We start from the raw sequence: 21,656 nt of genomic DNA, 5'->3' as shown, positions 1-21,656 counted from the left end.
TACTAACATGGTAAAAAAGCTGCTCACTCGGTATTTAAAGCGCCGTAAATTACTAGGCAAAAATGCCTTACAACAACGTTACTTAGTGATTGATTTAGAGCTCACTGGGCTTGATGCAAAACAGCACGAAATTGTATCGGTAGCGTGGGTGATAATAGATAACCAATGTATAAAAATGAGCGAGTCGCAGCACCTTATAAATAAAAACGTAAAAAGCCTTGAGCAAAGCCCTGTTTTTCATGGGATTAGCGACGATGCTATAACAAAAGGACAGAGCTTGTGCAGTATATTAACGCAACTAAGCAGCCACTTTAGTGATTGTATTCTAGTGTTTCATAATGCCATGCTCGATTGGGGGTTTTTAAAAATAGCGCTTAAAAATGCCAATATAACAATACGGCCTAAACTCATAATCGACACACTGCATATTGAGCAAAAGCGCTTACTCCATCATTCAACTGAAATAAAACAAGATGATTTAACCCTTAATGCTTGCCGCACACGTTATGAGTTACCAAGCTATCATTTCCATCATGCACTGACCGATGCACAAGCCACCGCCGAGTTACTGCTAGCCCAGTGCCATCAAATAAGCCGTGGCAAAGAGTTAAAAGTAGGCGAGTTGACGTAGGTTGGCTGTAGGCGGGGCTTTATGCCGCGCGAGATAAACTCCCGCCTACAATAAAGAGCAGTTTACTTTTATTGTTATTCGTATAACTATAGGTACAGTTACGTAATCATTATTTACTAATTACTTCAAGGAACGAACATGAAACTCATCACTACTATTTTCTTAACCTTATTCCCACTTATCACTTTTGCTAATTCAAGCTTGCCTGCTAATCGCCATATTGCAGTGCAGGGTACTGCAGAGGTATTAGCAAAGCCCGATATGGCTAAGATTTCTTTTGAAGTAATAAGCTTTAAAGACAAATCACTTGATGCTAAACGTGATGTTGATGATCGAGTAAATTTGTTACTTAAAGGATTAAGCAAGTACGGTGTTAAGGAGACGGATGTTTCTGCTACAAGCCTGTTAACTTACAATGATGACGACAAGTTTAATGTCGAGAGCGGTACAGCAATTAATGCAGGATATGTAGCAACAAGAACACTTAAAGTAACATTAAGAAATATTGAAAAGTTGAATGATTTTATCGATTTTGCATTAAGTGTAAAAATTAATGAACTGACGAATATTGAGCTTATGTCTTCAAAAGCCGCGCAGTTAGAAGCTGAAGCAACACAAGGCGCAATAGATAACGCTATAGTTAAAGGGGGTAAGCTTGCTAAAGCATTTGGCGCAGAGCTTGGAAAAATTTACAGCATTAATTCAAATTCTAACCGTTCAAGTTATGGTTATGGCGCAGATAATTTTGAGAGAATAGTTGTAACCGGTTCTAAAGTTACTAGAAATCCATTTGAGCAAGGTAGATACCTGCAAGAAACTATTACATTTAAATCATCAATAAACGTGGTGTTTGATTTAGAAGTAAATGAATAAGTTAAAATTTTCATTTCAAATACATTTTCATAATGTAAGCTGGCTTTAAGTTTTTGATTAATTTGAAGGTAGCCATATTATGAGCGATGAAAGCAACACGTTAAAAGCACAAACTGAGGCAAAAGTAGCAGCAGGGCGCAAAGGTAATCCTGATTTTATGAAAGGTGTTGATGAAACGATTGCACAAGCAAAAGCGTTTCAACAAGGTGCTAATGCACTTGATTTAAACCAAATTGCACCAAGTTTTGAGTTACCAAATCAACATGGTCAATCGGTGCAGTTAACCGAGTTACTTGCTAAAGGGCCTGTGGTTGTTACTTTTTATCGTGGTAGTTGGTGTCCGTACTGTAATTTACAACTGAAAGCACTGCAGTCACGTTTACCTGAAATTCATGCTTTAGGTGCGCAGCTGGTGGCTATTAGCCCGCAAGTACCCGATGGCTCAATGAGCGAAAGCGATATAAGTAACATGGATTTTTTAGTGCTGAGTGATCAAAATGCCGATGTAGCAGCAAGCTACGGCGTAGCATGGCAAGTGCCCACATTTTTACTCGAGCATATGCGAGTAGACCGAGGCCTAGATTTAGAGTCGGTTAACAATGGCAATAGTAGTGTTTTACCGATCCCTGCCACCTTTGTTTTAGATAAACAAGGTAAAGTGACTTGGCGTTATGTTGATGTTGATTATCGTACTCGTTCTGAGCCAGAAGATATAATTAACGCTTTGAAAAATTTAGTATAAAAAACTTAATTTTAAAAGTCAGACCCCTTGAAGAGCTTGCAATGCCTAAGCTCTTCAACGTTAATTTAAAGTTTCTAATGCTTCCCTCTTATAATCAGATGCAAGGTCGATTACAATACAGACATCTAAAAGGCGTATTGCCTTTATCTGCACGCTAAAAGAGTGGATTTTATATTTCATGGCAATCAAACTTGCAATTAATGGTTTTGGTCGTATTGGTCGAAATATTGTCCGCGCGTTATACGAGTCTGGTTTGAGCAACGATATAAAAATTGTTGCGATTAACGAACTTGCTGATCCTGAAGCTATTGCTCATTTATTAAAATACGACACATCCCACGGTCGTTTTTCTTTTCCTGTAAAACTTGGTGAAGACACTATTAGTGTTGCAGGCGATACCATTGCACTTTTTTGTGAAGAAAACCCAATTGAATTACCTTGGCAAACGCTCGATGTAGACGTTGTACTTGAATGTACGGGTGTTTATCACTCGCGTGAACATGCGCAGTTACATATTACCGCAGGCGCTAAAAAGGTGTTGTTTTCGCATCCGGCCGATAACGATGTTGATGCTACGATTGTATATGGCATTAACGACGATGAGCTTAAAAGCGAGCACACAATTGTGTCTAACGGCTCGTGTACAACTAACTGTGTTGTGCCGGTTATTAAAGTATTAGATGATGCATTTGGTATTGAGTCGGGCGCTATTACAACGATTCATGCGTCGATGAACGATCAACAAGTGATTGATGGTTATCATCATGATTTACGCCGTACTCGCGCTGCAAGCCAATCAATTATTCCAGTTGATACAAAGCTCGCTCGTGGTATAGACCGTATTTTACCTAAATTTAAAGGCCGTTTTGAAGCCATCGCCGTACGTGTACCTACTATAAATGTCACGGCAATGGATTTAAGTGTAACGGTTAATACCGATGTAGATTTAAATGCAGTAAATAATGCACTTAAAGCACAAGCAAAAGACCGCTTAGAAGGTATTTTAAGTTATACCGAAGAGCCGCTTGTATCGGTTGATTTTAATCACGACCCACATTCTTGTATTATTGATGGCACACAAACACGTGTTAGTCACAAACGACTGATAAAGTTATTAGTATGGTGTGATAACGAATGGGGTTTTGCTAATCGTATGCTCGACACAGCGCGTGCTATGATGGCAGTGAATAAGTAATTTATTAATATAATAATTTTAAACGTATTTTTCAGGTTCAGTATCGTTAACTAAGGAGATGTTCATGTCGGTCATAAAAATGGCAGATTTAGATTTAAACGGCAAACGCGTATTAATTCGTGAAGATTTAAATGTACCAGTTAAAGCAGGTAAAGTGACGTCAGATGCGCGTATTCGTGCAGCACTACCTACTATTAAACTAGCCCTTGAGAAAGGCGCTAAAGTAATGGTTATGTCACACCTCGGCCGTCCTACGGAAGGGGAATACGATGAAGCGTTTTCGCTTGCACCTGTAGCTGATTACTTAAACGATGCCCTAGAGCAAACTGTACGCCTTGAAAAAGATTACCTAAACGGTGTTGATATTGCTGATAACGAAGTGGTTGTTTTTGAAAATGTGCGCTTTAACAAAGGCGAGAAGAAAAACGACGAAGCGCTATCTAAGCAACTAGCAGCACTGTGTGATGTATATGTAATGGATGCATTTGGTACGGCTCACCGTGCACAAGCGTCTACCCATGGTGTTGGCTTATTTGCCGATGTTGCATGTGCAGGTCCATTGTTATCGGCTGAGCTTGAAGCGTTAGGAAAAGCACTTGATAATCCAGCGCGTCCATTAGTAGCGATTGTTGGTGGTTCTAAAGTATCTACTAAGCTTACCGTTTTAGATTCACTTTCTAAAATTGTTGACCAATTAGTTACCGGCGGCGGTATTGCAAATACCTTTATTGCTGCATCAGGTAGCCCAGTTGGTAAATCGCTTTACGAACCTGATTTAATGGATGAAGCGAACCGTTTATGTGCAGCAGCGATTGCTAATAATGGTGAAATTCCGGTACCGACTGACGTAGTGGTTGGTAATGAGTTTTCTGAATCTGCTGTAGCTACACTTAAAGATGTAAGCGAAGTAACAAGCAATGATATGATTTTTGATATTGGCCCTGATACAGCGAGCAAGCTTGCAAAAATTATTGCAAATGCAGGCACTGTTGTATGGAATGGTCCAGTTGGCGTGTTCGAGTTTGACCAGTTTGGTAATGGTACTCGTGCTATTGCACAAGCAATTGCTAACTCAAATGCGTTTTCAATTGCGGGTGGTGGTGATACCTTAGCCGCAATCGATAAATACGGCATTGCCGATAAAGTATCTTATATTTCTACTGGTGGTGGTGCGTTCTTAGAGTTTTTAGAAGGCAAAAAACTTCCAGCAGTTGAAATGCTAGAGTCGCGCGCTAAGTAATTTTAGTGGCGTAAGGTGAGGGGGTAATAGCCCTCACCGACAATTAATTACTAAATACCTCTCACCCTAATTTAGTCGTTAATTTAGACGGAATATTACTGCAAAGCAGTGGTTTTTCGTGGCGTTGTTATAACGCCAAACTAACACATCCGTTCAAACTAGATGGTAGGGAACTACTGTCGATAAATTGGAGAATACCCAATGGCTTTAATCAGTATGCGACAACTTTTAGATCATGCAGCAGAGCATGGTTACGGCGTACCTGCTTTTAATGTTAACAATCAAGAGCAAATGCGCGCAATAATGGAAGCGGCTGACAAAACAAACAGCCCAGTAATCGTTCAGGGATCAGCTGGTGCACGTGCTTATGCTGGTGCTCCATTTATTCGTCATATGATTTTAGCAGCCGTTGAAGAATGGCCACATATCCCAGTTGTAATGCATCAAGATCACGGCACATCGCCAGGTGTGTGTCAGCGTTCAATTCAGCTTGGTTTTTCATCAGTAATGATGGATGGCTCGTTAATGAGCGACGGAAAAACCCCTTCAAGCTACGAATACAATGTAGAAGTAACGCGCGAAACTGTTGCGATGGCGCATGCCTGTGGCGTATCGGTTGAAGGCGAGCTAGGTGTACTTGGTTCACTTGAAACAGGTGAAGCTGGCGAAGAAGATGGCGTTGGCGCAGAAGGGTTATTAACAACTGATCAAATGCTAACAGACCCTGAAGAAGCGGCTGATTTTGTAAATAAAACACACGTTGATGCACTTGCAATTGCTTGCGGTACTTCACACGGTGCTTATAAATTTACTCGCCCACCAACAGATGACATTTTAGCGATTGATCGCATTAAAGCGATTCATGCCCGTATTCCTAACACGCACTTAGTGATGCATGGCTCATCTTCAGTTCCTCAAGAATGGTTAGAAATTATTAATCAGTACGGTGGCGAAATTCCAGAAACTTATGGTGTGCCAGTTGAGCAGATTGTTGAAGGCATTAAGTTTGGTGTTCGCAAGGTAAATATTGATACCGATTTACGTTTAGCATCTACCGGTGCAATTCGCCGTCATATGGCGCTTAACCCATCTAACTTTGATCCGCGTAAATACCTAGCTGAAGCTACAAAAGCAATGACAGAGATTTGCGTTGCACGCTATAACTCGTTTGGTACTTCTGGTCAGGCTAGTAAAATTAAGCCAATTTCACTTGATGAAATGCACCTTAAATACTTAAGCGGCGAACTAGACCCTAAAATTAGATAATAGATCAATTTATAATTGATCATTATTAGGGCCTGTTTATCTTTCGAGGTTGAATTTGCAGCAGTATGTTTGGTATTTAGGCAAGGCAGAGCCTATGCAGTGTGGTTATTCCCTATAAATAGGCGATAACGTGGAATAAATGCCAAACATGCGCTGCCCGAAGGGTTCTGCTTAGGGGCTATTTACTCTTTGTTGCCTACATGGATGTAGGTAAGGGGCGTGAGCAGGACGCGGAAGCTTTGCTCGGTTTTTACTTAGCCCGCTAGGTTACAAACCTCACGCCGCGATTAAATCGCCCCTAGATTGAACAAATTTTAATCATGAAAGGTCAACAGGCCCTAAGCCAGTAACTTTGTTGCTGGCTTTTTTAATGTCAGCCCTTTTTATATTACAGATTACGGTTTTTTGATCAGATCACTGCATTACCAACGCGGAATTTTGGGATCACGCATTTACTAACACAGCCTTTTTCGGATCATTACTTTACTAAGCCAAATACACTTTAATGCTATATATGGGTTCTGAGATAATTTGATCGTTATTTATTTGTACAAACAATCAACAACTTATGGCTTTGACTAGGTACAACTCTGATCTGAGGGTTGATCGGCTTGGTAAAAATCTGATCCTTTATTTGGAGCTTAGTAAAATTTAGATCTATTTTTGAACGTATTGTTTGTTACACAGGCGGGTTTGTTGATTTTAAAATGGCTTTAAAGCTACTTTTAAACGATCGATCTGTAAAAATGTCTTGGTTAGTAAAACAATGATCCCAGCTAGTTTGATATTGTTTAGTGGTTTAAATAGCGATACAAAAAAGATAATTTCAAAAAGTTAGCTATTACATAAATTTATCGTAAATCTCTTTTTATTACGTTAAATATTAAAAAGGTTTTAAAAATATGACGTTAATGAGGTTTTTTGTCACTAATTTGTGTTTTTTTTACCACCATTTTAATTTACACGTTACACTTTCATAAAAATGTCATACTTAGTCATAATAATGAAAACTAATTCGATAGCGTAAGAGATAAATTGGAATGTCACGTAAAGTACTAGTCGTAGATGACGAAGCTCCTATCAGGGAGATGTTGGTTTTTGTTTTAGAGCAAAATGGATTTCAAGCAATTGAAGCAGAAGATTACGACTCTGCTATTGCAGCTATGGTTGAACCTTACCCAGATATGGTTTTACTTGATTGGATGTTACCAGGTGGAAGCGGCATTCAAATTGCTAAAAAGTTTAAGCAAAACGAACACACCCGCCAAATCCCAATTATTATGCTTACAGCTCGCGGCGAAGAAGAAGACAAAGTACGCGGCCTTGAAGTAGGTGCAGATGATTACGTCACTAAGCCGTTTTCTCCTAAAGAGCTTATGGCACGTATTAAAGCGGTTATTCGTCGTGTATCGCCAACCTCATTAGAAGAAGCTATTGAAGTACATGGCCTGCGTTTAGACCCTATTTCGCATCGTGTTACCTCAGAAGGTAACGAGCTTGATATGGGGCCAACCGAATTTAGATTACTGCACTTTTTTATGACTCACCCAGAGCGTGTTTATAGCCGTGAACAACTGCTTGATCATGTGTGGGGAACTAACGTTTACGTAGAAGATCGCACGGTTGATGTGCACATTCGTCGCCTGCGTAAAGCAATTGGCCCACTTGGACATGACCGTTTGGTGCAAACAGTACGTGGCGCTGGGTATCGTTTTTCAAGTAAGCTGTGATCAGCTTAAAACTTAGCTAATGTGTAAAATACGCATGTATTACTACTCTAAGGTAAAGTGAGTGTATGTATCGAGTTGTTAATAAACAGGCGTTAGTTAAACGCCTGTTTATCTATTTTTTACCCTTACTATTAATTGGTGTGCTGGTTGGCGCGCCATTTTTGCTTTTATTTTTAGGATCTTTTTCCCTCCTTATTTGGCACTACCATCAACTTTATCGTTTGAGCGATTGGCTACTTAATCAACGCAGCTTTAATCCGCCAGAGGGTGAGGGGGCATGGGAGCAAGTGTTCGAAGGTATTTATCATCTCCAGCACCGTAATCGTAAAAAACGTAATGAGCTTGCAGATTTAATTCGTCGCTTTCGCGATGGGGCTGAAGCGGTACCTGATGCGGTTGTGGTATTACAAAACGATTTAAGTATTGTGTGGTGTAATCAATTAGCCCTTAAAGTGCTTGGTTTGCAGTGGCCTACCGATCATGGTCAGCGCCTTGATAATTTAATTCGCGAACCTAAGTTTGCTAAATACATGCACAAAGGCGAATTTGACGACGCGCTTGAGCTGGATAACGGTCACAGTATTGAGCAGGTGCTTGAGTTTAGGGTAATGCCATATGCAAGTACGCAACTTATGGTTGTGGTACGTGATGTAACGCGCTTAAAACAGCTTGAACAGATGCGTAAAGACTTTGTAGCCAATGTGTCGCATGAACTACGTACACCGCTTACAGTGGTTACAGGGTATCTTGAGATGATGGATGGCGACATGATGCCGCCGCCAGCAATGTGGAACAAAGCGCAAAATACCATGCTTGAACAATGTAAGCGCATGGATAGCTTAGTCAGCCAATTATTATCGCTTTCGCGTATTGAAGGTGCACGGCGCCAAGACAACGATAAAGCTATAAATGTACCGCAATTACTTGGTTATATTCACACTGAAGCAAACTCAATTAATCAAGACAAAGGCCACGAACTTATTTTTGATATTGATAAAACCCTTGATATTAAAGGCTCTGAGGATGAACTGCGTAGTGCGTTTTCTAATTTAGTATTCAACGCGATTCATTACACAAAACCAGGCGGTAAAGTAGAAGTTTGCTGGCAGCGCAAAAACAATAAAGCGTGTTTTAGTGTTACCGATAATGGTGATGGTATTGCGCCTGAGCATATTAACCGATTAACTGAGCGTTTTTATCGTGTTGATAAAGCTCGCAGTAGAACAACAGGTGGCTCAGGCTTAGGGCTCGCTATAACAAAACATGTGTTAACTCGCCATGATAGTAAATTAAATATTCGCAGTGAAGTTAACAAAGGATCGTGTTTTTCTTTTGAATTTTCAATAGATAAGATAGTTTCGCTGACTAAATAATTAAGCTAATAGGTCAAGTCATAAAAGTGTCATTTAAGAGTAATGTAACTGTCATGTACTCACTTTAGAGTGGGCAGCAGTTAGAAAATGGAACGAACAAACCGGAGAACTCTACATGAAATTTAAAAACTTAGTTGCCGCAATGGGTGTGGCTGTTACAACTTTCGTATCTGCACAAGCAGTTGCTCTAGACCAAAATATTCCTGAGTATCAAAAAATTAGTGGTGTTTCAGGCAACTTTTCATCAGTAGGTTCTGACACTTTAGCCAACATGATGACGTTTTGGGCTGAAGAGTACAAACGTATTTACCCAAATGTAAATATTCAGATTCAAGCAGCAGGTTCTTCTACTGCTCCACCGGCACTTACCGAAGGTACAGCTAACCTAGGTCCAATGAGCCGTAAAATGAAATCTAAAGAAATCGAAGCGTTCGAAAAACGTTACGGTTACAAGCCAACAGAAGTTCGCGTAGCTATTGATGCACTTGCTGTATTTGTACATAAAGATAACCCAATTGAAGGTCTTCGTATTGACCAAGTAGATGCTATCTTTTCATCTACTCGTAAATGTGGCGCACCAGAACAAGTTAACCGTTGGAGCGATGTTGGTCTAACAGGTGATTGGGCAGCTAAAGATGTGCAACTTTACGGACGCAACTCAGTATCAGGTACGTATGGTTACTTTAAAAAGAAAGCACTTTGTAAAGGTGATTTCCGTAATAACGTAAATGAGCAACCGGGTTCTGCATCAGTAGTACAGTCAATTTCATCTTCATTAAATGCAATTGGTTACTCAGGTATTGGTTATAAAACATCAGGCGTACGTACAGTACCGCTAGCTAAAAAAGGCGATAACTTTGTTGATGCAACACTTGATAACGTTGCACAAGGTAAATATCCATTATCTCGCTTTTTATACCTTTATGTGAATAAGCACCCAAACAAGCCGTTGTCTCCAATGGAAGCGCAATTCTTAAAAATGGTACTTTCAAAAGATGGTCAGCAAATTGTAGAAAAAGATGGTTATGTACCACTTTCTGCAAAGCTAGTAGAAACAGAACTTAAGAAGCTTGGTTTAAATTAATAAACTATAAGCAATAAAAAACCGCTCATTGAGCGGTTTTTTTGTGCCTAAAACTAAAAACTTTAAGGAATTAAATATTACCTAATTTTTCGGCTTGTGCTTTACATTGATTATAGCTCTCAACACATTTGCCAGAGCATACTTGTTGCTTTAAGCCCTCAGCAGTTGTTTGCTGTTCACAACTACTTTCACACTGGTAGTTTTGTTGAGCACACTGATTCATTTCAGGGTTTTCAACTTGGTTTTGACAACCTGCTAATAGTGCAAAAGTAAGGGCGACTACGCTTGTTTTTATTAAAGAGTGCATGCTTCTTATCCTTAAAATGGAGTCGCAATAATATTAAATTTCGACTTGGATATTGTCGATCAATCTAACACCACCAAAATAGGCTGCGGCTAAAATAACAAATTGAGTATCTTCGATTGTAGCAGTTTTTAATGTATCTCGTTGAGCAATCTCAAAATAGTCTGGTTTTAGGCCTGCTTGCTCTAAACTTTGTTTAGCTAAGCTTTCAAGTTTTACGAAGTCTTTCTCGCCACTTTTAAGTTGCTCAGCGCACGTATTAAGGGCTTTAAATAATACGGTTGCAGTCGCTTTTTGATCATCAGATAAGTAACCATTACGTGAGCTCATAGCAAGGCCAGAAACTTCTCGCATTGTAGGTACACCAATGACTTCAACCGGAATTGATAAGTCGCGTGCCATAGTTTTGATTACTTGTAGTTGCTGAAAATCTTTTTCACCAAAGCAGGCGTAATCTGGTTGCACTAAGTTAAATAACTTAGTTACGATTGTTGCAACACCTCTAAAGTGACCTGGACGTGAGCCACCGCAATAGCCTAATGAAATGTCAGGTACATCTACAAAGCTTTGTGCACCCAGTCCGTTAGGGTAGATTGTTTCTACACTTGGGGTAAATACAATATCAGTGCCTAGTTCAGCAAGGCCTTGTTTGTCTTCGTTTAGCGTACGAGGATAGTTATCTAAATCTTCGTTAGCACCAAATTGCATTGGGTTTACAAAAATACTTACAACGACTTTGTCGGCCAAGTTTTTTGCTTTTTCTACTAGCGAAAAATGCCCACGGTGCAAGTTGCCCATTGTTGGCACAAGCGCCACGCTAAGACCTGCTTGGCGCCATGCTTTAATTTGACTACGTAACGATCTGATTTCAGTTATTGATTGCATTATTTAAACTCATGTTCAGCGCTTGGAAATGCGCCACTTTTAACATCTGTACAATACTTTTGAACGGCTGCAGGCATATTGCCTGTTTCGAGCAAAAAGTTTTTAGAAAATTTAGGAATGTAACCTGCCGAAATACCAACCAGGTCATGCATTACCAGTATTTGGCCGTCAGTTAAGCTGCCTGCACCAATACCAATAGTTGGGATACTTAAAGCGTCTGTAATGCGTTTTGCCAGGGCACTTGGAATACACTCAAGTACTAATAATTGCGCGCCAGCAGCTTCAAGTGCTTTCGCATCATCAATCATTTTTTGTGCTTTATCTTCTTCGCGACCTTGTATTTTAAAGCCACCAAATACATGAACTGACTGTGGTGTAAGGCCTAAATGCCCGCAAACTGGGATACCTTGTTGAGTGAGTGCTTTAATGCTCTCGTAAAGCCACTCTCCGCCTTCAAGTTTAATCATGTTTGCGCCAGCGCGCATAAGCTCAGCTGCATTTTTACAGGTATCACTAACGCTTGAGTAGGTCATAAAAGGTAAGTCAGCAATTACAAATAATTCGCGGCTACCAGCGCGTACACAGCGGGTATGATATGCAATATCTTGATTTGTTACGCCAAGGGTGTCATCGCCGCCTTGTAGTACCATGCCCAATGAGTCGCCCACTAAAATAACTTCAACGCCGTTATCATGAAATAACTTTGCAAAACTAGCGTCGTAGGCTGTTAATGCAGTAATTTTGTTATTTTCTGCTTTCATTTTATTTAAAGTAGAAACGGTTATTTTAGACATAATATCCTCGCAGGCAAAAGCCTAGGTTAATTACAGAGGTAATTGTTGTAAGTCGTTGAGCGGTAAGTTATTTGCAATGGTTTTTAATGCAATGCCGCTAGGTAAAATAAGTTCAGGTGCAAGCTCTAATAGTGGGTAAACCACAAACTCGCGATCACTCAAACCATAATGAGGCACGGTTAAGCGCGCCGTATTTATAATTTGATCATCAAATAATAGGGTATCGATATCAAGTGTGCGTGGACCCCAACGCTCAGCTTTTCTTACTCGACCATGCTCAAGCTCAATACTTTGTGTTAAATCAAGTAATTGCTCTGGAGCAAGGGTCGTTTTAATACAGGCTACGGCATTGATATAGTCTGGTTGATCTTGTGGGCCCATAGGCTTACTTGCATAGTAATGCGATACGTTTACAAATTCACAATTAGGCAGCTTTTTAAGCGCAATTATCGCGTTATCAAGCTGCTCTTTTGGTGAGTTTAGGTTGGCACCTAAACCCAAATAAACACAATGCATGTTATTACTCAGTTGGCTTTTTAGTAGGGCGACGGCGCTTTCGCGGCTTAGGACCACCTTGATGACCTAAGCTTTTAACCATCTCTTTTTGGCCGTTTATATCTTTACTTAAGTATTGTGTCCACCACTGAGCAAGCTCTGTATGCTGAGTTTCGCCTGCATCTACGCGTAATAATAAAAAGTCGTAAGCGGCTTTAAAGCGAGGCTGTTGCGTTAGCCTGTATGCACGTTGGCCAGCACGTTTATCTAAGCGGTGCTGAATATGCCAAATATCGCGAGCACCTAAAGTAAAGCGCTTAGGAACAGCTATATGCTGTGAATTATCGCTTAGTACTTTATTCATTGCTTGTGCGAAAGCATCGTATTCAGATAGTTGCTCTTGGCTTTGAATTTTTTTAGTGCGCTCAAGCAGTGGGAACCAAAGTAGGGCAGCAAAAATAAACGCCGGTGTTACTTTTTTATCGGCATTAATACGCTTGTCGGTATTTTGAAACATTTGCTGAATAAGCGTGTGCTCTAAGCCACTTGGGTTTTTATCTAAAATTTTATCAAGTTCAGGAAAAAGTGAGCGGAATAAGCCGTATTTACGCAGCATTAAAAAGTTAGCTTCGGCCTTGCCGTTTAAAAACAGTTTAAGAATTTCTTCAAATAAACGTGCTGGCGGAATGTTATCAAGCAAGCTTGCAAGCTCGCTAATTGGCTTTTCACTTTTAGGCGCAATGCTCATATCAAGCTTAGTGGCAAAACGTACTGCACGTAACATACGAACAGGGTCTTCGCGGTAACGCGTTTCAGGGTCGCCAATAAGCTCGATTTGTTTAGCTTTAATTGCCGCTAAGCCGTTGGCGTAATCGTGAATACTAAAATCTTTAATTGAGTAATAAAGTGCGTTGATTGAAAAGTCGCGGCGCTCTGCATCTTCTTCAATACTGCCAAATACGTTATCACGTAGTAGTTGGCCCTCATTGCTTGATTGGCTTATTTGATTTTTGTCTTCTTGCGCTTCGTGGTGGCCACGCATTGTTGCCACTTCGATAATTTCACGGCCAAATACAATGTGTGCTAGACGAAAGCGACGACCTATCAGGCGACAGTTTCTAAATAGTTTTTTTACCTGATCTGGAGTTGCATTAGTAACTACGTCAAAATCTTTTGGCTGTTGGCCTAACAATATATCGCGAATACAACCACCAACAAGGTAGGCATCGTAGCCACCGTCTTTTAAGCGGTATAATACTTTGATTGCATTTGGGCTAAATTGTTTGCGAGAAATACCATGCTCACCACGAGTGACAACAATAGGTTCACTGCTTACAGAAGCGCTTTCGGCACTGGTATTCGGGCCGATTATTTGTCGGCAAAATTGAAAAAGCTTGGAAATAATAGTCTGTCTCCTAGAAGGTGTGATTGACTCTGCATCGCAATCAAAAGTTACAGCAAATAGGGCGGTTATAACCCAGTACAAGCTGTTTGACGTAATTAGCATATATTTAGGCGGCTATCATATACCAGCAGGGTTTAAAAATTAAGTTGATGTGTTGAAATTAAGCCGTTTTTAGCTATTTTATTTACTTAAATGTGTAAATTGGACTTTCTGGCTATGTGGATGTTGAGAAATTTGTATTTCGGATACTTGGGGGACCTGTTTTAAGCTAAAGTTTTTAATTCCCCAATCGATTAATTGTTCTATATTTAAGTCGCTTAAATCAGCTATAATAGGTAGCCCTAAAAATTCAAAAGCGCTAATTAAAGCAGGCTTTGGATTTTGCTTACAAATGGCGGGGGCATAATTTTGTTTAGATAGTTTAAAACCGGGTTTGGCAACCGCTAAAGGTAAATGAGCAAATTCAGGTACAGGGCTGTCGAGTTGTTTAAACAAACTAATTTGCCGAGCTGTTGGTTCAATTAAATCTGCGCCTCTTACAATTCGATTTATCCTTTGATCGATATCATCGACGACCACAACAAGTTGATATGCAAATAAACCGTCACTGCGTTTAATTAAGTAATCTTCGTGGGATAATGTACTATTTACCGATATATCACCTTGAATTAAATCACTAAATTGAGTCGTTGGATGTTGCTGAACTAAACGAAGCGCGCCGGATTGAGTATGATGATTAAGTGCTTTGCAATGCCCCTGATAAATACCGCCAATGGCTTTTATTTGCTTGCGAGTACAGGTGCAACCATAAACAAGGTTTTGCTCTAAAAGTGAGTGGGTAATATCTTGATATAAAGACAGGCGCTGTGTTTGGTATACAACAGGTTCATCCCAATAAAGGGCGTAGGCTTGTAAGGTATTTAGAATATCGGAGTCGGCGTTTTCAACCACGCGCGTAGTGTCAATGTCTTCAATACGAACTAACCATTTTCCTTGATTAGCTTTTGCATCTAGATAGCTACCCACAGCCGCTACAAGTGAGCCAAAATGTAATGGCCCAGAAGGAGACGGCGCAAAACGACCGCGATATTTACGCATAGGCGCAGTAACGGCTGTAGGAGACATAACTAACTAATAAGTTTTAATTAGCCGCGTCCAGATTGCTTTTCTTTGATTTCTGCAAGTGTTTTACAGTCTACGCATAAATCGGCAGTAGGACGTGCTTCTAAGCGACGTATGCCAATTTCGATGCCACAAGACTCACAAAAGCCAAAATCATCTTCTTTAATCAAATTAATTGTTTTTTCAATTTTTTTGATTAATTTACGTTCGCGGTCACGAGTACGAAGTTCTAAAGAGAATTCTTCTTCTTGTGCAGCGCGGTCAACTGGGTCAGGAAAGTTAGCAGCTTCGTCTTGCATGTGCGATTTAGTACGATCAACTTCGTTACGTAAATCGTTACGCCAAGTCTCTAAAATTGCTCTAAAATGAGCACGTTGTGCATCATTCATGTACTCTTCGCCTGGTTTTTCTTGGTATGGTTCTAAACCGGCTTGAGCCAATAAACCATGTTTCTTTTGGTCTGGCATAACTCTCTCCTAAATCCTTAATTTAATGCCTCAGCATTAGCCGGCGGTATAAATAACAGAATCTTATACCCTAGGCAAATTTATTTTTAATTAATCGAATTAGCTTCAACCATGCTTACTGAGTAAAAAAGTGTATTAATAGTTTATTTACACTTTTAATTAATTCACATATTCGCTTTCTAAAACTTGCCTTGTTATATGGGCAAAAGCTTTAAAAACAAGTTAATTTTAATAATTCACTTTTTACCACTTGCTATAATTAGAGTGCTTTGTAAATTACGCTTAGTTCAATCTCTTGGTTTATTACACTATTCTATAAATGCTATTCTTTTATGAAGTAAGACTCCATTAGCTGAAATTTTGGCTTTGTATGCTAATACTTCAACACCGGCTATTATTGCTTGGTTTAATAACGTGGCGTATTTTTTATCAATATGCGCAGCTGCACTTACGGTATTTATTCCCTCATGCAAAACAGCGAACAGTAATACTGCTCGGTGGCCTTGTTCGATCATTTCTATTAGTTCGCGAATATGCTTTTGTCCACGCACTGTTTGCGCATCAGGAAAGTAGCCTTGCCCGCTTTGTGGTGTATCTTCGCTTAATAATGTGACTGATTTAACTTCTACATAACAATTGGGCTTATTTTCGTCTGTGAGTAAAAAGTCGATACGACTGTTTTCGCTGCCGTACTTAACTTCGCTTTGCAATTGACTGTAGTCGAGTAGCTCGCTTATCACATTATTGTTTATTGCTTCTTCAACTACTTTATTAGCCACCGCTGTATTTATACAAATAAGCTGCGATAAGTTATTTTGCGTAAGCTCTAATGAATGCGGGTATTTTCGTTTTGCGTTATCGCTCGTTGAATAAAAAGCAGTAAAGCCTGGCTCAGCGCATCCCGTCATTTTACCTGTATTTGCACAGTGGGCGGTAAATTCGCTGCCATCACTTAATTGTAAATCAGCTAAAAAGCGTTTGTAGCGCTTTAATAATATGGCTGGTTGCAGCGCTGGCGTGTACTTCATAATAACTTCCAAAGCGTAAACACTGCTCAGCAGTGTGATTTATGTTATTTATCTCAAGCTGTTGGGAACTTAAGCGCTCTATAGTAAACTCGGTGGCACATTTAAGTGCAAGGGAATTCTAACATGAGTGAAAAATTTGTTGTTCAACTAAGCGAACAAGCAGCAGCGAGTCATTGGGGCGATAATGCGTCATTGTCTTTTAACGAGCGCGGTGCAACTGTTCATTTATCTGAGCAAGACACATTAAAAAATGTTCAAAAAGCAGGCCGTACTATTGCAAGCCAAGGCGTTAAAAATGTTGAATTAGCAGGTGATACTTGGTGTACAGAAAGCCAGTGGGCTTTTTACCAAGGCTTTGTAACACCAAAATCATTAAACGGTGTTGAGTTTGTTGATAACGCACAATCAGATATTAAAGAACTTGCTCACTTAAAAACGTCAGCAATTTGGGCACGTGAAATGGTTAACGGTACTGCCGATGACATATACCCAGAAAGCCTAGCTGAAAAAGCAGCTGAGTTTATTCAATCATTAGCGCCTGAACATGTAAGTTACCAAATTATTAAAGGTGATGCGTTACTAGAACAACAGTGGATTGGTATTCATGCAGTTGGTCGCGGTAGTGTTCGCCCACCAGTATTGCTTGAGCTTGATTACAACCCAACAGGCGACGAAAATGCACCAGTAAGTGCTGCGCTTGTAGGTAAAGGTATTACGTTTGACTCAGGTGGTTACTCAATTAAATCAAGCGAAGGTATGCTTGGTATGAAGTGCGACATGGGCGGCGCTGCAACAGTAACAGCAGGTTTAGCATTGGCTATTAACCGTGGTATTGAAAAACGTATTAAGCTGTTTTTATGTTGTGCTGAGAACTTAATTTCGGGTCATGCATACAAATTAGGTGACATTCTTACTTACAAAAATGGCACAACAGTTGAAATTGTAAACACGGATGCTGAAGGTCGCTTAGTACTTGCTGATGGCTTAATGGCAGCAGGAGAGACTGGCGCTCCACTTATCATTGATGCAGCAACACTAACTGGAGCAGCGCTTGTTGCTGTTGGCCAAGAGTACAATGCATTATTTGCACTTGATAAAGAACTTGCACGTGAAGTTGAAAGTTTTGCATCTCAAGAAATGGAAGCTGCTTGGCCACTGCCTCTTGAAAAATGGCATCAACAAAACTGCCCATCTCCTTATGCTGATACGGCAAATAGCCGTGCACAAAAGGGTGGCGGTTACGGCGGTGCATCGAATGCTGCAGGCTTTTTATCACGCTTTGTGCCAAACGATGGCAAAGGCTGGGTGCACATAGATTTAGCTGCTGCTTTTAACATGGGCAGTACAAGCCAATGGGCAGCGGGCGCAACAACTCAAGGTATGCGTACGGTTGCTCGTACCCTACAAGAAAAAGCATAATATTTACTAAATTATGCTTTTTACACTGAAAATAGGCACCTTTGGGTGCCTATTTTTTAATTTACAGGCAAGCAATTTTATTTCATTTGCGGTAAAATCCGTCGCCAATACCTGTTTGAGTTTAATTTTTGCTTAACTCTAAGCTGCGCTCAAATCTTATATCCACCACTGGGGTTTCTAATTATGTCAGATAAGTGCTACATCACAGCTCAACAGCTGCTTGAAGATTCGTTCCGCGTAGCGGCACAAGTATACCAAGATGGCTTTCGTCCTGATTTTATTATTGGTATTTGGCGAGGTGGTGCACCGATCGGTATTGCTGTTCAAGAATATTACGATTATAAAGGCATTGAGACTGACCACATTGCAGTACGTACATCGTCTTATTACGGTATTGGTAAACAATCTAAAGAAATTAAAGTCCACGGTTTGCATTACATTGTTGAGAACGCAAATGCAGGCGACTCATTATTAATTGTTGATGATGTATTTGACTCTGGTCGTAGTATTGTTGCATTAAAAGAAAAGCTTTCAGAGCTTATGCGCTTAAACTTGCCACGTGATATTCGTATTGCATGTCCGTACTACAAGCCAAAAAACTCAAAAGTAGACACTGTTCCAGATTATTATATTCATGAGTCTGAAGAGTGGTTAGTGTTCCCGCATGAACTATCGGGTTTAACACCGGATGAAATTATTGCAGGTAAATCTGATCTTGTGAAAATTCATGACATTTTGCTAGAGAAGTAATCAGTAATTTGTATAAATAGAAAAAGGCCGTTAAGGCCTTTTTTTATGGGTAAATTTTAAATAACTTAAAGTTGAGCAAAGCTATCTACGTATTCACTTAGCTTTGGTATATCGACTGCTTGTAAGCCATCGTTACTTCTAAGTACCAAGCCTTTTTCGACAAGTTCTGTAACAACACGTCTGTAAGCTCGCTCAGTGGTAGCAAAGCGTTCGGCTTCAGCATTTACAGTTGGATAGGCTCTAAGTAGCGTAGGGTTGTTGTTCTCGGCTCTTAGTAAGCAATCTTTGGCTATGTTGTAGCTCAATGGTAGTAGTAGCTTATCTAAATTGATTTTTTGGTTTTCCTGAAATTTAGCCGCAATAGTTTGTGCGGTGTATAAACTCAGTTCTGGTTTTTCAAGCAGCAGAGCACGCCAATGTCTTAATTCAATAAGATTATAAGTTACATCGCTAAAGCACGTTACCGTATAAATACACGGATTATTATTTAGCGCTTCTATTTCACCAATAAGGGTGTTGTTACAATCCAATTGTCCTAACAGCAGGCGTCGTCCATTACCTACGTCGTAACTAAACGACACAGTGCCACTGCGTACAAGCACAAGCTTGCTTAAAGGCTGATCTTGATGGATCAGAACTTCTTTTTTTGATTGTTGATAGCTACTACCGGCAAAGGTTAAAAGCTGATCAACAAGGTAACTAGAAAAATGGTATTGAAACATCAATGTGCTCTTCGGACATTTGTCCTATTTATTACATCTTAATGACGTTAGCATTAAGACACTAAGAATTTACGCTAACTTGCTACTAATATTATTAGCTTTGCTAATAGTATTATTTTACCTTCATTTCCCGTGTAATGATTTAAGAATTTGCTGGTATTTTCCGGCAAACTTTTTCAGGTTTTTAAGCAAGTTAGCTTTTTTATTTTGTTGTAACTTTGCAATACTTATAAGTGCCATAAGTTAGCAGTACATGTAATGCTAACCTAAAGGCTAGGAGAGAACAATTGAGTTGGGAATATTTAGGCTATATTGCATCAGCTTTATTGGTTGCATCGTTAACAATGACAGATGTAGTAAAACTGCGTTGGTACAACATGTTTGGTTGTATTGTATTTACTGCATACGGTGTTGCCATTGGCGCAGTACCTGTTATTTTTACCAACGGCTTATTGTCGCTTGTAAATTTATACCACATTATAAAAATATATCGCCAACCTAAAGTTGAAGACGCTAAAAGCTAAAATAAGTTATCTGCACAAATAAGTTAATGATTTCAATTAAAATCAAAACTTCAGTTTTTTGTGCATTCCGGCTTGAAGTGAATACAGATAATCTCATATCACTCTACATAACTTTTCTTTGAACCTTGCTGTAAGCTCTTACTTAAAAGATGATTACCTTAGGTTTTAATACGCCGAACGTTAGCTAAATTCTGTTCGCGGATAACAAACATATAAATAAGTGCTTCTAAAAATTCCATTAAAAAATCCGATAGCAGTAAACTGCTATCGGATTTTTTATCTGTTATACCAACCTGCTTATATATGAATCTATTTAATGCTTCAAAGCGCTTAAATATTTATGTAGGTTGTGGTATTTACGCTTTTTCTAAATCTTCAACGTCACCTAAGCCAGCGGTTAGTTCTTCAAGTAATTGCTTTATTTCCTCAGAAGCTAAAATAAAGTCAGCATCAAGTTTTAAAGCCATATCTTCTTTAGGAATATCTGCGTTCTCTTCTTTTAGAGTTTCAGAGTAACTTAAACGCTTGATAGAGCCATCGTTTTGCAGCATAAACTTAAGGCGTTCTTGCCAATCAAGTGCCAGTTTAGTTACGCGTTTACCACTTTCTAAGTGCGATTTAACCTCATCACATGCCAGATCATGGCCTTTTAGTTTTACTTGTGCACCGCTGTCGTCAGCTTCTTCAAGCTCAGCGTCAGAGCCAATAGCAAAGCCTTCTGGTGTACTAAAGTTAGTTAACCAATCAGTTAAGAATACATCTAGGTCGTAGTTAGCAAACGCAGGTACAACTGGGAGCGTTCCTAACGATTTACGAAGTAGTGCCAGTAGCTCTTCAGCTTTATTAAAGCTGCCACTATTTACAACCACCCAGCCATTTTCTTGGTCAATAAAGGCGAATTGTAAGCTCGACTTTTTAAATGCCTGGGGTAGAAGAGTATGAAGAATGTTTTCTTTTAATTCGTCTTTTTCTTTCTTTTTAACAGGGCGGTTTTCTTCGGCTTCTATCTGATCAATTTTCTCAGCAACTAGTTCGTTGATAACAGAAGCAGGGAGTACTTTTTCTTCACGTTTTGCGCAAACTAAAATACTTTTTTGAGAAAAATGCGATAGTGTTTCGCCATGCTTTCCAAACGCTTTCGTCCAACCAAATGTTGCAAGCTCTTGACCAGTACATGGGCGAAATAAATCTTGCTCTAATGCTTTATCAAAATCTTCTTGGGTGTATGAAACGTCTTGCTTAAAGCGGTAACAAATAAGGTTACTAAACCACATAGGGGAATTGATCCATTTGAAAAATTTGTCCAATCATAGCAATAAAAACAGCATCTCGAAATGACTGATTTGTTACTAGGGCGTGTTGAACTTTATGGATTGAAATTTGTTCAATCCAAGGAAGGTTAAATCGCAGCGCGAGGTTTGTAACCTAGTGGGCTAAGTAACTGCTCCTGCGTTACCCTACTGGCTTACACCCATGTAAGAATAAGTAAAAACCGAGCAAAGCTTCCGCGTCCTGCTCACGCCACTTACCTACATCCATGTAGGCAACAAAGAGTTAATCGTCCCTAGATCGAGCTCAAAGGGCAGCGCATGTTTGGTATTTATGCT

The 21,656-nt window shown here is 39.7% G+C and carries 22 protein-coding genes; 12 read left to right on the top strand and 10 right to left on the bottom strand.

Translation table 11 applies throughout. The annotated features are described in order from the left end of the window. Positions 1–7 precede the first annotated feature (7 nt). The 9 genes from H5116_RS03550 to H5116_RS03510 all read left to right on the top strand — a co-directional run bounded on the left by H5116_RS03550 (position 8) and on the right by H5116_RS03510 (position 10,134). Positions 8–631: a 3'-5' exonuclease gene (locus H5116_RS03550; protein WP_182715570.1), complete on the top strand. Its 624-nt coding sequence runs from the start codon at positions 8–10 to the stop codon at positions 629–631. 138 nt (positions 632–769) lie between these two features. Beyond that, positions 770–1,504 (top strand): SIMPL domain-containing protein, encoded by a 735-nt coding sequence (locus tag H5116_RS03545; protein WP_007587181.1) that lies wholly within the window; start codon positions 770–772, stop codon positions 1,502–1,504. A 79-nt stretch (positions 1,505–1,583) separates the two neighbouring features. Further along, positions 1,584–2,246, top strand: a complete 663-nt coding sequence (locus H5116_RS03540) for a peroxiredoxin-like family protein (RefSeq protein ID WP_182692797.1) — start codon at positions 1,584–1,586, stop codon at positions 2,244–2,246. Between the two features lie 178 nt (positions 2,247–2,424). Continuing rightward, complete coding sequence (gene epd, locus H5116_RS03535) at positions 2,425–3,441, top strand: erythrose-4-phosphate dehydrogenase (protein ID WP_182715569.1); 1,017 nt, start codon at positions 2,425–2,427, stop codon at positions 3,439–3,441. Positions 3,442–3,505: 64 nt separating this feature from the next. Further along, the gene (locus H5116_RS03530) at positions 3,506–4,681 is read left to right on the top strand and encodes a phosphoglycerate kinase (RefSeq protein ID WP_002961525.1); all 1,176 of its coding nucleotides are present in this window, start codon (positions 3,506–3,508) and stop codon (positions 4,679–4,681) included. Between the two features lie 201 nt (positions 4,682–4,882). Further along, positions 4,883–5,947 carry a class II fructose-bisphosphate aldolase gene (gene fba, locus H5116_RS03525; RefSeq protein WP_002961523.1) on the top strand — a complete coding sequence of 355 codons (1,065 nt, stop codon included), beginning with the start codon at positions 4,883–4,885 and terminating at the stop codon, positions 5,945–5,947. 1,040 nt (positions 5,948–6,987) lie between these two features. Continuing rightward, a complete protein-coding gene (gene phoB / locus H5116_RS03520) occupies positions 6,988–7,677 on the top strand; it encodes a phosphate regulon transcriptional regulator PhoB (RefSeq protein WP_006791869.1) in 690 nt (229 codons plus the stop codon). A 65-nt stretch (positions 7,678–7,742) separates the two neighbouring features. Next, positions 7,743–9,050 carry a phosphate regulon sensor histidine kinase PhoR gene (gene phoR / locus H5116_RS03515; protein WP_002962688.1) on the top strand — a complete coding sequence of 436 codons (1,308 nt, stop codon included), beginning with the start codon at positions 7,743–7,745 and terminating at the stop codon, positions 9,048–9,050. A gap of 115 nt (positions 9,051–9,165) precedes the next feature. Continuing rightward, positions 9,166–10,134 (top strand): PstS family phosphate ABC transporter substrate-binding protein, encoded by a 969-nt coding sequence (locus H5116_RS03510; protein WP_002962686.1) that lies wholly within the window; start codon positions 9,166–9,168, stop codon positions 10,132–10,134. 70 nt (positions 10,135–10,204) lie between these two features. On the opposite strand, the gene H5116_RS03505 is transcribed toward H5116_RS03510, so the two are convergent. The 8 genes from H5116_RS03505 to sfsA form a co-directional block, all read right to left on the bottom strand. Continuing rightward, complete coding sequence (locus H5116_RS03505; RefSeq protein ID WP_002962684.1) at positions 10,205–10,441, bottom strand: hypothetical protein; 237 nt, start codon at positions 10,439–10,441, stop codon at positions 10,205–10,207. Positions 10,442–10,474: 33 nt separating this feature from the next. Continuing rightward, positions 10,475–11,323: a pantoate--beta-alanine ligase gene (gene panC / locus H5116_RS03500; protein WP_138489570.1), complete on the bottom strand. Its 849-nt coding sequence runs from the start codon at positions 11,321–11,323 to the stop codon at positions 10,475–10,477. Then, the gene (gene panB / locus H5116_RS03495; RefSeq protein ID WP_002962679.1) at positions 11,323–12,117 is read right to left on the bottom strand and encodes a 3-methyl-2-oxobutanoate hydroxymethyltransferase; all 795 of its coding nucleotides are present in this window, start codon (positions 12,115–12,117) and stop codon (positions 11,323–11,325) included. The genes panC and panB overlap by 1 nt, the downstream gene beginning before the upstream one ends. A gap of 30 nt (positions 12,118–12,147) precedes the next feature. Then, positions 12,148–12,633: a 2-amino-4-hydroxy-6-hydroxymethyldihydropteridine diphosphokinase gene (gene folK, locus H5116_RS03490; protein WP_024597168.1), complete on the bottom strand. Its 486-nt coding sequence runs from the start codon at positions 12,631–12,633 to the stop codon at positions 12,148–12,150. A gap of 4 nt (positions 12,634–12,637) precedes the next feature. Next, the gene (gene pcnB, locus H5116_RS03485; protein WP_002962675.1) at positions 12,638–14,119 is read right to left on the bottom strand and encodes a polynucleotide adenylyltransferase PcnB; all 1,482 of its coding nucleotides are present in this window, start codon (positions 14,117–14,119) and stop codon (positions 12,638–12,640) included. Positions 14,120–14,197: 78 nt separating this feature from the next. Next, positions 14,198–15,142 carry a tRNA glutamyl-Q(34) synthetase GluQRS gene (gene gluQRS, locus H5116_RS03480; RefSeq protein ID WP_182715568.1) on the bottom strand — a complete coding sequence of 315 codons (945 nt, stop codon included), beginning with the start codon at positions 15,140–15,142 and terminating at the stop codon, positions 14,198–14,200. A gap of 20 nt (positions 15,143–15,162) precedes the next feature. Beyond that, the gene (dksA, locus tag H5116_RS03475; RefSeq protein WP_002962671.1) at positions 15,163–15,606 is read right to left on the bottom strand and encodes an RNA polymerase-binding protein DksA; all 444 of its coding nucleotides are present in this window, start codon (positions 15,604–15,606) and stop codon (positions 15,163–15,165) included. Between the two features lie 308 nt (positions 15,607–15,914). Beyond that, complete coding sequence (gene sfsA, locus H5116_RS03470) at positions 15,915–16,634, bottom strand: DNA/RNA nuclease SfsA (protein WP_182715567.1); 720 nt, start codon at positions 16,632–16,634, stop codon at positions 15,915–15,917. A 123-nt stretch (positions 16,635–16,757) separates the two neighbouring features. Between sfsA and pepB the strand changes: the two genes are divergently transcribed. Together pepB and H5116_RS03460 are read left to right on the top strand one after the other, a co-directional pair. Beyond that, complete coding sequence (pepB, locus tag H5116_RS03465) at positions 16,758–18,053, top strand: aminopeptidase PepB (protein ID WP_002962668.1); 1,296 nt, start codon at positions 16,758–16,760, stop codon at positions 18,051–18,053. Between the two features lie 183 nt (positions 18,054–18,236). Continuing rightward, positions 18,237–18,803, top strand: coding sequence for a phosphoribosyltransferase (locus tag H5116_RS03460; RefSeq protein ID WP_002962666.1), 567 nt, complete (start codon positions 18,237–18,239; stop codon positions 18,801–18,803). 65 nt (positions 18,804–18,868) lie between these two features. Here H5116_RS03460 and H5116_RS03455 read toward each other — a convergent pair whose 3' ends face one another. Next, positions 18,869–19,525 carry a Crp/Fnr family transcriptional regulator gene (locus tag H5116_RS03455; RefSeq protein WP_002962665.1) on the bottom strand — a complete coding sequence of 219 codons (657 nt, stop codon included), beginning with the start codon at positions 19,523–19,525 and terminating at the stop codon, positions 18,869–18,871. 287 nt (positions 19,526–19,812) lie between these two features. On the opposite strand from H5116_RS03455, the gene H5116_RS03450 reads away from it, so the two are divergent. Further along, a complete protein-coding gene (locus H5116_RS03450) occupies positions 19,813–20,049 on the top strand; it encodes a YgjV family protein (RefSeq protein ID WP_002962663.1) in 237 nt (78 codons plus the stop codon). A 356-nt stretch (positions 20,050–20,405) separates the two neighbouring features. Here the strand turns inward: H5116_RS03450 and rdgC are convergent, their stop codons facing one another. After that, the gene (rdgC, locus tag H5116_RS03445) at positions 20,406–21,323 is read right to left on the bottom strand and encodes a recombination-associated protein RdgC (protein ID WP_002962662.1); all 918 of its coding nucleotides are present in this window, start codon (positions 21,321–21,323) and stop codon (positions 20,406–20,408) included. Positions 21,324–21,656: the final 333 nt, after the last annotated feature.

This window comes from Pseudoalteromonas sp. SG45-2 (genome assembly GCF_014164115.1).
In the GTDB taxonomy this organism is placed as follows: Bacteria; Pseudomonadota; Gammaproteobacteria; order Enterobacterales; family Alteromonadaceae; genus Pseudoalteromonas; species Pseudoalteromonas distincta.
This window is presented reverse-complemented; position numbering and strand designations above follow the sequence as displayed.